The following is a 15,582-nucleotide window of genomic DNA, read 5'->3' as shown; positions in this document are numbered from 1 at the left end:
CTCGATTCGGCTGTTACAGCCCACTAGGAATATCGTGCAGAATTTCTGGCGCCTTGTGCCGACCGCCGTCAGCGTGCTGGTCACCTTGCTCTATCCGCTCGCGATCTGGCTGGGACACGGCCATGTCGAGCCGCGCCTGCTGGCCCTGCTGCTGGTGCTGGCGGCGGCAACACGCTTGCCGACGCTGAAGATCAACCGCGCCAGCCGTTGGTGGCTGGCCGGCGCCTTGCTGCTGGCAGCGGTGGCGATCTGGAACAATGCCTTGCTGCCCTTGAAGCTGTATCCGGTGCTGGTCAATCTTGGCATGCTGGCCTTGTTCAGCTATAGCCTGTACGTGCCGCCATCGATCATCGAACGCATGGCGCGCCTGAGCGATCCCGCTTTACCTGCTTATGCGGTTGCCTATACGCGCCGCGTGACCCAGGTATGGTGCGGCTTTTTTGTCCTCAATGGCGGACTGGCGCTGGCCACCGCGCTGTGGGCTTCGGCCGCACTCTGGTCTTTGTACAACGGCGTAGTGGCCTACGTGCTGATGGGCTGCCTGTTCGCCGGCGAATACCTGGTGCGCATGCTGGTCAAGCGCCGCCATTCCCGGCTTGAAGCGCAAGCCAGCCTGCGGCAGGACGGCCAGCATGTCTGATCCGCGCAATCTGCTGACACTGCTGAGCGCGCCCTCTGGCTGCGCTGATGAACGGCCGTTCGCCTGGCGCGACGGCCGCGCGCTGAGCTGGGATTATTTTCTGGCGCAGGCTGCCGCCTGGCGCGATATGCTGGCGCGCCAGCCTGGCAGCCGCTTCGCCCTGTACTCCAGCGACAGCGCGCATTTTGCGAGCATCCTGTTTGGCGCCTGGCAGGCCGGCAAGACGGTTTATCTGCCGGGCGACGTGCTGCCCGCCACCTGCGCCAATCTGGACGCGCTGGTGGACGGTTACCTCGGCGAATTCCCGCCGCAATATGCGCCATTGACAATCGCCGCCACAAGCGAGCAGCCCATAAAGCATGGCTTCAAGGCGCTGCAGCCGGATTTTCCAGGATTGATGATCTTCACCTCCGGCAGTACCGGCGAACCGCAAGCGGTGCCGAAATTCCTGTCGCAGCTGGCTACGGAAGTGGCTACCCTCGAACAACTGTTCGGCGAACGCATCGGCGACGCCGGCATCTTCGCCACCGTCTCGCACCAGCATATCTACGGCTTGCTGTTCAAGGTGCTATGGCCCGTGAGTCAGCGGCGCGCGATACATGCGCAGCAGATCAATTACCTGGAAGAGCTGCAGGCGGCTGGCCGTTCGTTTGTCCTGATTTCCAGCCCGGCCCATCTGAAACGGCTGCCGGCCGAGCTGGCTTCCACGCAGAACGCTTCATCACTGGCTGCCATGCGCGCCATCTTTTCCTCCGGCGGCCCGCTGCCGCCGGAAGTGGCGGCCGAAGCAGGGCGCTTGCTGGGATCGGTCCCGATTGAAGTGTATGGCAGTTCGGAAACCGGCGGCGTCGCCTGGCGCCAGCGCAGCAGCGACGATGACAGCTGGCAGGTGATGCCGGCGATTGCATGGCGCGTAGCGGCCGGCCAGGAACTGCTGGAAATCCGTTCGCCGCATCTGCCGGATATGGAATGGTATGCAATGGCCGACCAAGTGCAAGCGCTCGACCAGCGGCGCTTCCGTCTGCAGGGAAGAGTGGACCGGATTGTCAAAGTCGAAGAGAAGCGTATTTCCCTGGATGCCCTGGAACGCCAGCTCAAGGCGCAGGCCGCGGTGGCCGATGCCAAAGTCCTGCTGCTGGATCAATCGGCATCCCAGCCGCGCCAGCGGATTGCCGCTTTCGTGGTGCTGTCCGCGCTTGGCAGCCAGATTCTGGCGGCGCAAGGCAAGCTGGCCTTGAACCGTCAGCTGCGCGACGGCATGGCGCACGCGGTCGAGCCGGTGGCGCTGCCGCGCAGCTGGCGTTATCTGGAAGCCTTGCCGTTCAATTCGCAGGGCAAGACCACCCGCGCCGATTTGCTGGCGCTGCTGGAATCGCCGGAAGCGCCTGTGGCAATCAAGCGGCCCATCTTGCCGGCTACACGCCTGCTGGAGCAGGAGCCGCTCAGGGTATTGCTGGAGCTGGCAGTGCCGGCCGATCTCTTGTACTTCGACGGCCATTTCGCCGAGGCGCCGATCCTGCCTGGCGTGGTGCAGGTCGACTGGGCTGTCAGCTACGGCCGCGAATATTTTGCACTGGCGCCGCAATTCCTGGGCATGCAGGCGCTGAAGTTCCAGCGCGTGATTACGCCTGGCATGGTGGTGCAGCTGGAGCTGCAGCACGACCTGCAAAAAAGCAGCTTGTCATTCCGCATGTTCTCTGCCGCCGGCCAGCATGCCGGCGGCCGTATCGCTTTTGGAGGCGCCCATGTCTCGGGCTGAATATCTTGCTGAACCCGGTATCGGGGCCGATCCGGGGCAATTCACGCCTTGCGCCGTGATCCCGGTGTACAACCACGAACATGCTATCGGCGCGGTAGTGGCCGCGGTGCTGGCCCACGACTTGCCGTGCGTGCTGGTGGACGATGCCAGTTCGGCTTCATGCGCCGCGGTGCTCGATGCGCTGGCCGGCGCCGATCCGCAGCGCATCACCTTGCTGCGCCATGCCGTCAACCGCGGCAAGGGCGGGGCGGTATTGACCGGCGTCCAGCATGCCGCCGCTGCCGGCTTCAGCCATGCGCTGCAAATCGATGCCGACGGCCAGCATTGCACCGACGACATCCCGCGTTTCCTGCAGCATGCCGCCGCCGCGCCAAACAGCCTGATCGCCGGTTGTCCGCAATACGACGACAGCGTGCCCACCCTACGCTTGTATGCCCGCTATCTGACCCATGTATGGGTCTGGATCAACACCTTGTCGCTGGATATCAAGGATTCGATGTGCGGCTTCCGTGTCTATCCCTTGCCGTCCCTGATCCGCCTGGCGCAGCGCAGGCAACTGGGTGAACGCATGAATTTCGATATCGAAGTGCTGGTGCGCTTGTACTGGGACGGCGTCGCCATCGTCAATCTGCCGACCCGGGTTGCCTATCCGCTGGACGGCGTCTCGCATTTCCGCGCCGGCCTCGACAATCTCCTGATCTCGCGCCTGCATGCGACGCTGTTCTTCGGCATGCTGTGGCGCGCACCGCGTTTGCTGGCGCGCCGCCTGTTGCCCAGGCGAGGTGCGGCATGAGCACGCAGCAAGCGCAGCAGCATTGGGCGCAGATCAATGAAGCCAGCTTTGTCGGCGGCATGCGGCTGCTGTTCTGGGTTTACCGCATTGCCGGCCGCTGGCCTTTCCGCATCGCCTTGTATCCGGTGCTGGGCTGGTATTTGCTGAGCAAGCCGGCGGCTCGGCGTGCCTCCATGACTTATTTACAGCGCTTGTGCACCTTCGATCCGGCGGTCGGCCGGATCAACCGGATCCGGCCAGGCCTGCGCGGCGTGTTCCAGCATTTCGCTTCCTTTGCTGAAAACATCCTCGACAAGATGCTGCTCTGGGGCGGCCTGTTCAAGACTGCCGAGGTCGTTTCATTCGGCCGCGAACAGATGCTGGAGAACATACAGGCGCAGCGCGGTGGTCTGCTGATCTGCGCACACCTGGGCAACCTGGAATTGTGCCGGGTGCTGTCCCGGCAGCGGCAGGCGCTGCGGATCACCGTGCTGGTGCACACCAAGCACGCGCAAGCCTTCAACCGCTTGCTGGCCAAACTCGATCCGGACAGCCAGCTTAACTTGATGCAGGTCAGCGAGATGACGCCGGCTACCGCCATGATCCTGGCGGAAAAGGTCGGGCGCGGCGAATTCGTCGCCATTGCCGGCGACCGCATTCCGGTATCAGCTGCGCCGCGGGTGGCGCGCGCCTCCTTCCTCGGTAAAACCGCAGCCTTTCCGGTCGGCCCCTATGTGCTCGCCAGCTTGCTGCAATGCCCGGTCTATCTGCTGTTTTCGATGACCAAAAACGGCCACTCCGAATGCCATTTCGAACTGTTCCGGGAAACCATCCGGCTGCCGCGCAAGGAGCGCGACCTGATCCTCAATGAACTGGCGGCCGCCTACGCGGCAAGGCTGGAGCACTTTTGCCTGAGAGCTCCGCTGCAATGGTTCAATTTCTACGACTTCTGGCAATTATCTGGATATAAAGATGCATCTCGCTGAACTGAAAGATCTCCCTCTGCCGGCCGCTGCAGACGGACGCCGCGCCATCTGTTTCGACCAGGGACGCCTGACGATTGAAGATATCGTAGCCATCGCCGCAGGCGAGGCGCGGGTGACTCTGTCCGAGGCGCCGGCGTTCCGTGCCGCGATTACCCGCGGCGCCGATTTCCTGGACCGCTTGCTGCGCGAGGACGGCACCATCTACGGCGTCACCACCGGTTATGGCGACTCCTGCACCGTCAACGTGCCGGCCGAACTGATCCCCGAGCTGCCGCATCACCTGTACACCTATCACGGCTGCGGCCTGGGCGAGCTGTTCAACCCGCCGCAGACGCGCGCCATCATGGCCGCGCGGCTGGCATCGCTCAGCAAAGGTTATTCCGGCGTCAGCGTTGGTTTGCTGGAGCAGATCACGCATCTGCTGCAAGAAGACTTGCTGCCGCTGATCCCGTCCGAAGGCTCGGTCGGCGCCAGCGGCGACCTGACGCCCTTGTCCTACCTGGCCGCCGTGCTGTGCGGCGAGCGCGAAGTCTGGCGCGATGGCGCCAAGGTGCCTGCCGCCGAAGCCCTGGCCACGGCCGGCATCACGCCGCTGCGCCTGCGGCCGAAAGAAGGGCTGGCGATCATGAACGGCACCGCGGTGATGACAGCCCTGGCTTGCCTGGCCTATGACCGCGCCGCATACCTGGTGCGCATCGCCACCCGCATCACCGCCATGGCCAGCTTTGCCCTCGACGGCAACGCCCATCACTTTGACGAAACCCTGTTTGCCGTCAAGCCGCATGCCGGCCAGCAGCAGGTGGCGGCCTGGCTGCGCCAGGATCTGCCGACCAGCGATGCCCCGCGCAATCAGAAGCGTCTGCAGGACCGCTATTCGATCCGCTGCGCACCGCATGTGATCGGCGTGCTGGCGGACGCTTTGCCGTGGATGCGCGAATCGATTGAAAACGAACTCAACAGCGCCAACGACAATCCCATCATCGATGGCGAAAACGAACGCGTGCTGCACGGCGGCCATTTCTACGGCGGCCACATCGCCTTCGCCATGGACAGCATGAAGAATGCGGTGGCCAATGTCGCCGACCTGCTGGACCGGCAGATGGCCTTGCTGGTCGACAGCCGCTACAACCACGGCTTGCCGGCTAACCTGTCCGGCGCGGAAGGGTCGCGCGCCAGCATCAACCACGGTTTGAAAGCCTTGCAGATCAGCGCTTCCGCCTGGACTGCGGAAGCGCTCAAGCAAACCATGCCGGCTTCGGTGTTTTCCCGTTCCACCGAATGCCATAACCAGGACAAGGTCAGCATGGGCACCATCGCCGCCCGCGATTGCCTGCGCGTGCTGCAATTGACCGAGCAGGTGGTGGCGGCCTTGCTGATCAGCGTGCGCCAGGGCGTCTGGCTGCGCAGCCGCCAGGAGGGCGCGGCCCAGCCGCAACAGAAGTTGCAGCAGATGATGGAGTTGCTGGCTGTGGATATCGACGTCATCCGCGAAGACCGCATGCTGGAACCCGATCTGCGCCGCTTGCTGGAACGCCTGCGCCTGCAGCACTGGCAGCTGTACGAGTAAGAACATGACGATACGCAACGACAAACCGCGCAGCCGCTGGTCGGCCGAAGTGGAATTGCAGGTGCAGTTCTACGATCTCGATCCGATGGAAATCGTCTGGCACGGCAACTACGTCAAGTATCTGGAGGTGGCCCGTTGCGCGCTGCTCGATACGATCGCTTACAACTATCCGCAAATGCTGGCGTCCGGCTACAGCTGGCCTATCATCGACCTGCATCTGCGCTATGTCCACCCGGCGACCTTCGGCCAGCGCATCAAGGTCAGCGCCGCCATCATCGAATGGGAAAACCGTTTGCGGATCGAGTACCTGATCAGCGACAGCGCCAGCGGCCAGCGCCTCAGCCGCGGCACCACTACCCAGGTGGCGGTGGATATGGCGACGCGTGAAATGTGCTTTGCCTCGCCGCCGGTGTTATTTCAAAAATTAGGAATCGAACCAGCATGAACGTAAACAGCGCAAACAACGTAAACAGCGCACGCAACATTCTCATGGCCGTCCTGTTGGCGGCTTCGGCGTGCTCTGCATATGCCGCCGCTCCGGTCGACAAAATCCAGGCGATGCTGGCGCGGCCGCCGGTCCTGTGCGGCCGTTTCGATCAAAGCAAGCAGCTGGTCGGTATCAAGAAGCCGCTGCTGTCCAACGGCCGTTTCTGCGTGGTGAACGGCAAGGGCGTGTTGTGGCGTACCTTGCAGCCGTTTCCTAATACGCTGCGACTGAAGCGCGACGAAATCGTGCAGATGCAGGGCGACCGCGTCGCCATGCGCATGGACGCCAAGCAGGAACCTGTGGTGAAGATGATCAACGGCGTGCTGTTTTCCTTGCTGGCCGGCGACTTGAGCCAGCTGGAAACCCTGTTTGAGCTGGATGGCAGCGTCACCGGCAATAGCTGGAACGTGGCCTTGAAAGCACGCCAGCCGGCGCTGGCTAAGGCGATCGGCACGCTGGTGCTGACCGGCGGCGCTTATGTGAAGACGGTCACCATCAACGAAGCCAGCGGCGACCGCACTGAAATCAGCTTTTCCGGCCTGCAAAGCGGCAGTAGCGCCATGACAGCGGAAGAAGGGGCGGCGCTTGAGTAATCCCGGCACAGGGGCGAAGCCGGCATACAGCTGGTCCAGACGCTTGGCGTTGATGTGGGCGCTGGCGGTGGCTTTGCTGCTGGCGCATAACGCCTATCTGTGGCTGGGCAAGGGCGTGGTGCCGGATACCGATATCATGGCGCTGTTGCCGGTGCAGCAGCGCGATCCGGTCTTGCAGCAAGCTTTCACGCATATGGTCGACGCTGCCCAGCAGCGCGTCATCGTGCTGGTCGGCGCCGACGACTGGGTACATGCCCGTACAGCTGCCGATGCCTATAATGCAGTGCTGGCCAAGCATTCAGCTTTGCTGCAAACCGGCATGCAACTATCGGAGCAAAGCCAGCAGGACTGGCTGGCGCCGTCGCAGCAGATGCGGCTCAGCCTGCTGACGCCGGCGCAGCAGGCCGCGCTGCGCCAGCAGCCCGCCAAGTATTGGGCCGACACCGCATTGCAGCAGTTGTACAGCCCGTTTTCCGGCCCCAAGCTGGGTGCCTGGCAAGACGATCCCTTTGGATTGTTCAGCGGCTGGGTGCAGGCGCGCGCGCAGGAAACCCCGGTGCGTCCGCGCGATGGCTACCTGTTCGTGGAAGATAAGGGCCGTCCCTATATTGTGCTGTTGATGACCTTGCGGCAGCCTGCGTTTTCGATGGCCACCCAGCGCGCCGTCTTGCCCTTGCTGGAGCAGGCCGGCGTCGCCGCGCGCCAGGCGGTGCCGTCAGTGGAACTGGTCAGCGCCGGCGTGGTGCTGCATGCGGGCGCCGGCAGCGCCCAGGCCAGCCGTGAAATGTCGACTATCGGCATCGGCTCGCTGCTGGGAATTGTCTTGCTGATGTGGCTGACTTTCCGCTCGCTGCGGCCGATAGTCCTGATCATGCTGTCGATCGCGGGCGGCTGCCTGGCCGCGTTCTCGCTGTGCTGGCTGATCTTCGGGCAAGTGCACTTGCTGACGCTGGTGTTCGGCGCCAGCCTGATCGGCGTGGCGCAGGACTATGGCATCTACTTTTTATGCAGCAGAACGGCGGCCGATTGCAAGCTCGATTCCTGGCAGCTGCTGCGGCGTCTGATGCCGGGTCTGCTGCTGACGCTGGCGGCTGCCGTGATCGGCTATGTCGGCCTGGCGCTGACGCCGTTTCCCGGCTTGCGGCAGATGGCGCTGTTTTCCGTGATCGGCCTGCTGTTCGCCTGGCTCACCGTGGTTTTCTGGTTTCCGGCGCTGGTGAGCGCCTCGACGCTGAACGGTTCCAGTTTCGCCGCCTGGTTCGGCCAGACCCGCCGCCATTGGCCCTTGCTGCAGTGGAACCGGGCGACCTTGCTGGCGGCTCTGTTATTCGCTGCATTTGCATTCAGCGGCATTGCGCGCCTGAAAGTGAACGACGATATACGCTCATTGCAGACCCCGCCCAAGGCGCTGCTGGCGGACCAGATCAAGCTTGGCAAGCTGCTCGATGCGCCCACCCCGGTACAGTTCTACCTGGTGCGCGGCGCCAGTGCGGAGCAGGTATTGCAGCGCGAGGAAGTCCTCAAGCAGAAACTCGAACCGCTGGTCGCCAGCCACATCATCAGTGGTTATCAGGCCATGTCTAACTGGACGCCTTCGATGCAGGCGCAGCAAGCCAACCGCAGCCTGGTGACGCAAGCGCTGCTGGCGCCGGACGGTCCCTTGAAGGCGCTGGCGGCACAGCTGGGCGAGGACGACAGCTGGATCAAGCAGATGCGCGAACGCGCGCTGAGCGGCGCCGCCAGCGCCAACGGCGGTCAGGCGCTGACTCCTGAAGCGTTCCTGAAAACAGCGGCCAGCGAGCCCTCGCGCCATCTCTGGCTGGGCCAGGTGGACAGCCAGCAGGGCAGCGTATACGCCAGCATCGTCGCTTTGCGCGGGCTTAACAACTACGCCAATCTGCCAGTGCTGAAGCAGGCTGGCGAGCAGCTCGACGGCGTACAGTGGGTCGACAAGGTCAGTGAAATATCCTCGGTGCTGGGGCACTATCGGCAATACATGGGCTGGGTCCTGCTCGGCGCCTACGCCGCGATCTTCCTGCTGCTGTTTTCGCGCTACCGCTTGGCCGCCTGGCGCGTGCTGGCGCCGCCGGCCGTGGCCAGCATTGCCATCCTGGCCTTGCTAGGTGTGATCGGCCAGCCCTTGCAGCTGTTCCATGTGCTGGCGCTTATGCTGATTCTCGGCCTGGGCGTCGACTACGGCATTTTTCTGCAGGAACAAAGCATGCAGCGCGATCGCTTCGCCTGGCTGACGGTGGGCCTGTCGGCTGCCAGCGCCTTGCTCTCGTTCGGCCTGCTGGCGCTGTCGGGAACGCCGCCGCTGCATGCTTTCGGATTTACGATGTTGATCGGAATTGCGGTTGTCTGGATGACCGCACCGTGTTTTAGCCAAGATTCACCAAGGGAAGAAAAATAATAATGCATACAAGAGTTGAGCAATGTGATGTTCTGGTCATCGGCGCCGGTCCGGCCGGAGCGGTGGCGGCAGCCTTGCTGTTGAAGCAAGGGCGCCAGGTCCTGGTGCTGGAGCGCGAACAATTCCCGCGTTTCAGCATCGGCGAAAGCCTGCTGCCGCAAAGCATGGAATACCTGGAACAAGCCGGCATGCTGAAGGCAGTGGTGGAGGCCGGTTTCCAGTACAAGAACGGCGCCGCCTTTGTGCGCGGCGAACGCTATACCGATTTCGATTTCCGCGACAAGCATTCAGCCGGCTGGGGCACCACCTTCCAGGTGCAGCGCGCTCATTTCGACCAGGTATTGGCGAATGAAGCCGAACGCCAGGGCGCCGAAGTGCGTTACCAGCACACGGTCACGGCATTCGATCAAGAAGGAGCGAAGCCGCGCGTCACCGTACGTCACGTCGACGGCAGCGAATACATCGTGGAAGCCGGCTTTGTGCTGGACGCCAGCGGTTTTGGCCGTGTTCTGCCGAAACTGCTGCAACTGGAAACGCCGTCCAATTTTCCAGTGCGCGGCGCGATTTTCACGCATATCGAGGATGGCGTCGCCGCCGGCGGATTCGACCGCAACAAGATCCGCATCACGGTCCATCCGGAGCATTGCAACGTCTGGTACTGGCTGATTCCATTTGCCGGCGGCCGCTGTTCTATCGGCGTGGTGGCGGAAACCAAGTTCCTGGAGCAGTTCAAGGGCAGTGAAACCGAGCGCCTGCAGGAACTGGTGATGCAGGACCCGGCCTCGCGCGAGTTGCTGAAAAATGCTCGCTGGGATACGCCGGCGCGCCAGATCGTCGGCTATTCAGCCAATGTCAAGTCCCTGTGGGGCAAAGGCTATGCCTTGCTGGGCAATGCCGGCGAGTTCCTCGATCCGGTGTTTTCTTCCGGCGTGACGATCGCCGTCAAGTCGGCCAGCCTGGCCGCCGCTGCCTTGCAGCGCCAGTCTGCCGGCGAAGCCGTCGATTGGGAGAAGGAATATGCAATACCATTGAAAAAGGGCGTGGACGCTTTCCGCACTTTTGTCGAATCCTGGTATGCCGGCGGCTTCCAGAAAGTGATCTTTTATGAAGGTCAGCAGCCGGAGGTGCGCCGCATGATCGCCGCCATCCTGGCCGGCTATGCCTGGGACGAGAGCAATCCGTATGTCAAGGAGAGCAAGCGTCGCCTCAATACACTGGAGGAAATATGCAGCTAGGCTGCTTTCAGCTTGCCGGCTGGCGCTGGCTCGGCTTGCCGCTGAGCGCGCTGCTGCTGGCTGCCTGTACGACGCAGCCGGCCAGCCAGGCGCCGGCCCGGCTTGGACTGAAGCTGGCGCCGGCGACGCTGGGCGCCAATATCAGCCTGCAGCAGCATCTGACGGTGGAGCGCAATGGCCGTACCGACCAGCTGGATGCCGCGCTGGAGATCGACCAGCAGCAATTCAATATGGTCGGACTGGCTTTCGGCCAGCGCGTCCTGACCTTGCATTATGATGGCGAAACCTTGCAATCCTGGCGTCATCCGATGCTGCCGTCCCAGGTACGGGCGGAGGACGTGCTGGAAGACAGCCAACTGACCTTGTGGCCGCTGGCGGCAATCCGTGCGGCGCTGCCGGCCGGCTGGGACATCCAGCAGCAAGGTTTGACGCGCACCCTGTCGCTGCAGGGTGAGCCGGTGATGGTCATCAACTATAGTTCGGACAGCAAGACGGCGCCCTGGAGCGGCAAGATGGAATTGAACAATCTGCGTTATCACTATCGCCTGACGATCGATTCGGTCAGCGACGCGGCCGACGATGCACCGGCCAGTCCGGCAACTAACGCAGCTCCCGCGGCGCCATAGACATGGTTTATCTCAATCAACTCGGCATGATCTGCGCGCTCGGCGATACCCACGCCGGGATCAGCGGCCGCCTGTTCGCCGGCGATAGCGGCGTCGCCATGACGCGCCGCCATTCGCCGCAGCGGGAGCTGGCGCTGGGTTGTGTGGACGCGATTTTGCCAGGTATCTTGCCTGATATCGAGAGCCTGCCTCTGCATCACCGCAGCCGCAATAACCAGCTGGCGTTGGCCGCGCTGGCGCAGATACGGCCGCAGGTCGACGCCGCCATCCAGCGCTTCGGCGCGCACCGGGTGGCGATCGTGCTCGGCACCAGCACTTCCGGCATCGCCCAGACCGAGGCGGCTTTCCACTATCGCCGGGCAAACGGCGGCTTTCCTGTGGATTTCAGCTATGCGCAGCAGGAAATGGCGTCGCCGGCGGCCATGCTGGCCGCCGAACTGGGCGTCAGCGGCCCGGCATATGTGCATTCCAGCGCCTGTGCATCGAGCAGCAAGGCAATGGCGAGCGCAGCCCGCCTGCTGAACATGGGCATCTGCGACGCCGTGCTGAGCGGCGGCGTCGATTCGCTGTGCGCGTTCACCGTGGCCGGCTTTGCCGCGCTGGAATCGGTCAGCGTCGCCCGCTGCAATCCCTTCAGCGCTAATCGTAACGGCATCAATATCGGCGAGGGCGCCGCACTGTTCTTGATGACCAAGGCAGAGGCGACGGTCAGCCTGCGCGGCTGGGGCGAGTCTTCCGACGGCTATCATATTTCGGCACCCGATCCGTCCGGCAACGGCGCCAGGAGCGCCATCGAACAGGCGCTGGCGCGCGCCGGCCTGGCGCCGGCGCAATGCGACTACATCAACTTGCATGGCACGGCGACGGTGCAGAACGACGCCATGGAAGGCCGCGTGATCGCCGCCTTGTTCGGCGACCGGGTAGCGCTCAGTTCGACCAAGCCATTCACCGGCCATGCCTTGGGCGCCGCCGGCGCGGTGGAGGCGGGCTTGTGCTGGCTGGCGATGCAAGACAGTAATCCGCAGGGCTGCCTGCCGCCGCATTTATGGGACGGCATGGCCGATGCGCAACTACCGCAGCTCAATCTGCAGCCGCTGGGGGCCAGGCTAGGCCGGCCCATGCGCTGGGCACTGAGCAACTCCTTTGCCTTTGGCGGCGCCAATGCCAGCCTGCTGTTGGGACGTGAATGATGGATCAACTGACGGCGTTTGAAAACCTGGATATCCGCACCTTGCTGCCGCATTCCGGCACCATGGTGTTGCTGGATCGCCTGCTGCACGCCGGCGCCGAAGAGCTGCTGGCTGAGGTGACAATCCGCGCCGACAGCCTGTTTTGCCGGCAGCACGGCGTGCCGGCCTGGGTCGGCGTCGAGTATATGGCGCAGGCGATCGCTGCCTATGCCGGCTATACAGCCCAGCAGCGCGGCGAGGAAGTCAAGATCGGCTTCCTGCTGGGCACCCGGCGCTACGAAGCCGCCTGCGCCGAGTTTGCCATAGGCAGCGTATTGCAGGTGCAGGTGCACAGGCTGCTGCAGGCGGACAATGGCATCGGCTCGTTCGAATGCCATATCCGCGCCAGTACCAGTACGCAGCAACTGGCGAGCGCCACGATTACCGTATTCCAGCCGGTCGATGCGGCTGTTTTTCTAGAAGGAAGTACTGAATGACGTCGGATTTGAAAATTGCCGCAGGTCCGGCTGTGGCCCCGCTTGCCGGCTTGAATAAAACCGTGCTGGTGACCGGTTCAAGCCGCGGCATCGGCAAGGCCATCGCCTTGCGGCTGGCGCGCGACGGCTACGATATCGTCCTGCACTGCCATCAGCAGCGCGCCGCCGCCGATGCGGTGGCGCAGACGGTGCGCGAGCTGGGCGTGCAGGCGCGCGTATTGCAGTTCGACATAGGCGAGCGCCAGGCCACGGCGGATATCCTGCTGGCCGACATTGAGCAGCACGGTTGTTATTACGGCGTGGTGTGCAATGCCGGTGTCGCGCGCGACAATGCGTTCCCGGCGATGCCGGGCGAGGACTGGGACCTGGTGCTGAAGACCAACCTGGACGGTTTCTACAACGTGCTCAACCCGCTGGTGATGCCGCTGGTGCAGCGCCGCGCGGCTGGCCGCGTCGTGACGCTGGCTTCGGTGTCCGGACTGATCGGCAACCGTGGCCAGGTTAACTACAGCGCCGCCAAAGCCGGCATTATCGGCGCCACCAAGGCGCTGGCGATCGAGCTGGCCAAGCGCAACATCACGGTCAACTGCGTGGCGCCGGGGCTGATAGAAACCGACATGATCGATGACGTGCCGCTGGACGAAGCGCTCAAGATGATTCCTGCGCGCCGGGTCGGCAAGCCGGAGGAAGTGGCGGCGACCGTGGCTTTCCTGCTGCATCCGGATGCAGCCTATATCACGCGCCAGGTGATCTCGGTGAATGGGGGCATGGCATGAATGACATTATGCATGCTTCAACAGCGCGTCGGGTGGTGGTGACCGGCATGGCCGGCATCAGCCCGATCGGCAACGACTGGAATGCCATCCGCGCCCATCTAGGCAGCTATCGCAACGCCGTCGTGCGCATGCATGAGTGGGCCGACTACGACGGCTTGAACACCCAGCTGGGTGCGCCTGCCGCCGAGTTTTCCCTGTCGGAACGCTATAACCGCAAGACTACCCGCAGCATGGGCCGGGTGGCGCTGATGGCTACCCGCGCCAGCGAGCTGGCCTTGATCGATGCCGGCCTGATCGACGATCCGCTACTGAAAAGCGGCGCTTGCGGGGTCGCCTACGGTTCTTCCGCCGGCACCCCGGCGGCGATCGGCGATTTCGGCCGCATGATGGAAGAGCGCAGCACCCGCGGCATCAACGCCACTACCTATATCAAGATGATGGCGCATACGGCGCCGGTCAATATCGGCGTGTTTTTCGGCATCACCGGCCGCGTTATCACCACTTCCAGCGCCTGCACCTCCGGCAGCCAGGGCATAGGCTATGCCTACGAAGCGATACGCGGCGGCCGCCAGCAAGTGATGGTGGCCGGCGGCGCCGAGGAATTGTGCGCCACCGAAGCCGCGGTGTTCGATACCTTGTTTGCCACCAGCATCCGCAACGATACGCCGGCCATGACGCCGAGCCCGTTCGACCGCAGCCGCGATGGCCTGGTGATCGGCGAGGGCGCGGGGACGCTGATCCTGGAAGACTTCGAACATGCGCGCGCCAGAGGCGCCAGGATGTATGCCGAAATCGTCGGCTTCGGCACCAATAGCGACGGCTGCCACGTCACCCATCCGAACGCCGACACCATGCAGATTGCGATGACGCTGGCGCTGGCGGATGCCGGCTTGCCGGCCTCGGCCATCGGCTACATCAACGCCCATGGCACCGGCACCGAGCAGGGCGACATCGCCGAATCGCACGCCACCGCCGCCGTGTTCGCGGGCAACACCGCCATCAGTTCGCTGAAGAGCTACACCGGCCACACGCTGGGCGCCTGCGGCGCGCTGGAAGCCTGGGTCAGCATCGAGATGATGCGCAGCGGCTGGTTCGCGCCGACCATCAACCTGCAGCAGCTCGACCCGCTATGCGCCGAGCTGGACTACATTGTCGACCAGGGCCGCGAGCTGCAATGCGAGTATGTGATGTCGAACAATTTTGCGTTTGGCGGCATCAACACTTCGCTGATTTTCAAACGCCTGGATTGAGGTCGGCCGTGCGATCCGCCGTCATCTGGCTGCTCGATGCGAATGCATTGGCCGATGCCGACTGCGACCGCTTTCTGGCCTGCCTGAGCGAGCCCGAACTGCTGCGCTACCGGCGCTTTTTGCGGCCGCTGCGCCAGCGCGAATTCCTGCTGGGGCGGATCCTGCTGCGCTTTGCGGTCGCACAGCTGGCCGGCATCGCATTCGAGGCGGTCGAGCTCATCGAACGCCAGGGCAGGGCGCCGCAGCTGCGCTTGCCGGTCGCTTGCCCGGTGATGCCACAGTTCAGTCTGTCGCACAGCCGCGGCTGGGTCGCCTGTGCGACCAGCGCCGATACGCCTGTCGGCATCGATATAGAAGCGCTGGATAGCGGGCGCGACGTCGAGGCGCTTGCCCGCAGCGCTTTTTCCTCTGCGGAGAGCAACTGGTTATCCGGGCGTCCTGATGCCGAAAGGGTAGAGACGTTTTATGCCCTGTGGAGCGCTAAGGAAGCGCTGTATAAGCTGATGTCAAATCAGGGCGCAGATGTCGTATCGCCTGAGCTTGTGGTTGGCGGCCTGCGCTTGCAGTCAGGACCTGGCTGGCATGCGCGGAACTGGTCGCAGCAAGGTTTCGCGATTTCCCTTTGCAGTCGCGAGGAACTGACCTCGGTCGAGCAGGTTCATCTGCACGGCGCTACGCCTTGCGCATGGCGTCAGCAATTGATCGCTTAAAGATCAGCAAATCACATAGAAGACCTGTTCCGAGCTGTTGCTTCGCCAGTAAAATGATGACAGTATTATTGCTTAAATGATATTGTTGTCATTGGTGCCAGG

General features: G+C 63.3%; 15 protein-coding genes. All 15 read left to right on the top strand.

Going from position 1 to position 15,582, the window contains the following annotated elements:
- Window positions 1-34: 34 nt before the first annotated feature.
- The 15 genes from BCF11_RS25395 to BCF11_RS25325 are packed head-to-tail and all read left to right on the top strand — an operon-like array spanning window position 35 to window position 15,480.
- Entirely contained in the window at window positions 35-640 is a 606-nt protein-coding gene (locus BCF11_RS25395) for a hypothetical protein (RefSeq protein ID WP_233212627.1), read from the top strand.
- Window positions 633-2,399 (top strand): AMP-binding protein, encoded by a 1,767-nt coding sequence (locus tag BCF11_RS25390; RefSeq protein ID WP_098497220.1) that lies wholly within the window; start codon window positions 633-635, stop codon window positions 2,397-2,399. The genes BCF11_RS25395 and BCF11_RS25390 overlap by 8 nt, the downstream gene beginning before the upstream one ends.
- Window positions 2,386-3,192 (top strand): glycosyltransferase family 2 protein, encoded by an 807-nt coding sequence (locus BCF11_RS25385; RefSeq protein WP_098497219.1) that lies wholly within the window; start codon window positions 2,386-2,388, stop codon window positions 3,190-3,192. The genes BCF11_RS25390 and BCF11_RS25385 overlap by 14 nt, the downstream gene beginning before the upstream one ends.
- A complete protein-coding gene (locus tag BCF11_RS25380) occupies window positions 3,189-4,157 on the top strand; it encodes an acyltransferase (RefSeq protein ID WP_098497218.1) in 969 nt (322 codons plus the stop codon). Before BCF11_RS25385 ends, BCF11_RS25380 begins: the two co-directional genes overlap by 4 nt.
- The gene (gene hutH / locus BCF11_RS25375; RefSeq protein ID WP_098497217.1) at window positions 4,144-5,724 is read left to right on the top strand and encodes a histidine ammonia-lyase; all 1,581 of its coding nucleotides are present in this window, start codon (window positions 4,144-4,146) and stop codon (window positions 5,722-5,724) included. The genes BCF11_RS25380 and hutH overlap by 14 nt, the downstream gene beginning before the upstream one ends.
- A gap of 4 nt (window positions 5,725-5,728) precedes the next feature.
- The gene (locus tag BCF11_RS25370) at window positions 5,729-6,169 is read left to right on the top strand and encodes a thioesterase family protein (RefSeq protein ID WP_098497216.1); all 441 of its coding nucleotides are present in this window, start codon (window positions 5,729-5,731) and stop codon (window positions 6,167-6,169) included.
- Window positions 6,170-6,213: 44 nt separating this feature from the next.
- The gene (locus BCF11_RS25365) at window positions 6,214-6,804 is read left to right on the top strand and encodes an outer membrane lipoprotein carrier protein LolA (RefSeq protein ID WP_199111046.1); all 591 of its coding nucleotides are present in this window, start codon (window positions 6,214-6,216) and stop codon (window positions 6,802-6,804) included.
- 52 nt (window positions 6,805-6,856) lie between these two features.
- A complete protein-coding gene (locus BCF11_RS25360; protein WP_098497214.1) occupies window positions 6,857-9,217 on the top strand; it encodes an MMPL family transporter in 2,361 nt (786 codons plus the stop codon).
- Between the two features lie 2 nt (window positions 9,218-9,219).
- Window positions 9,220-10,452 (top strand): NAD(P)/FAD-dependent oxidoreductase, encoded by a 1,233-nt coding sequence (locus tag BCF11_RS25355; protein ID WP_098497213.1) that lies wholly within the window; start codon window positions 9,220-9,222, stop codon window positions 10,450-10,452.
- Window positions 10,443-11,078: a DUF3261 domain-containing protein gene (locus tag BCF11_RS25350; RefSeq protein ID WP_098497212.1), complete on the top strand. Its 636-nt coding sequence runs from the start codon at window positions 10,443-10,445 to the stop codon at window positions 11,076-11,078. The genes BCF11_RS25355 and BCF11_RS25350 overlap by 10 nt, the downstream gene beginning before the upstream one ends.
- A gap of 2 nt (window positions 11,079-11,080) precedes the next feature.
- Window positions 11,081-12,268 (top strand): beta-ketoacyl-ACP synthase, encoded by a 1,188-nt coding sequence (locus BCF11_RS25345; protein WP_098497211.1) that lies wholly within the window; start codon window positions 11,081-11,083, stop codon window positions 12,266-12,268.
- On the top strand, window positions 12,265-12,744 hold the full coding sequence (locus BCF11_RS25340; protein ID WP_098497210.1) for a hotdog family protein: 480 nt from the start codon (window positions 12,265-12,267) through the stop codon (window positions 12,742-12,744). Before BCF11_RS25345 ends, BCF11_RS25340 begins: the two co-directional genes overlap by 4 nt.
- The gene (gene fabG / locus BCF11_RS25335; protein ID WP_098497209.1) at window positions 12,741-13,520 is read left to right on the top strand and encodes a 3-oxoacyl-ACP reductase FabG; all 780 of its coding nucleotides are present in this window, start codon (window positions 12,741-12,743) and stop codon (window positions 13,518-13,520) included. The genes BCF11_RS25340 and fabG overlap by 4 nt, the downstream gene beginning before the upstream one ends.
- On the top strand, window positions 13,517-14,770 hold the full coding sequence (locus BCF11_RS25330) for a beta-ketoacyl-ACP synthase (protein WP_199111044.1): 1,254 nt from the start codon (window positions 13,517-13,519) through the stop codon (window positions 14,768-14,770). Before fabG ends, BCF11_RS25330 begins: the two co-directional genes overlap by 4 nt.
- Window positions 14,771-14,778: 8 nt before the next feature.
- Window positions 14,779-15,480, top strand: coding sequence for a 4'-phosphopantetheinyl transferase superfamily protein (locus BCF11_RS25325; RefSeq protein ID WP_158229282.1), 702 nt, complete (start codon window positions 14,779-14,781; stop codon window positions 15,478-15,480).
- Window positions 15,481-15,582 lie beyond the last annotated feature (102 nt).

The organism is Collimonas sp. PA-H2 (assembly GCF_002564105.1).
GTDB lineage: Bacteria > Pseudomonadota > Gammaproteobacteria > Burkholderiales > Burkholderiaceae_D > Collimonas.
This window is presented reverse-complemented; position numbering and strand designations above follow the sequence as displayed.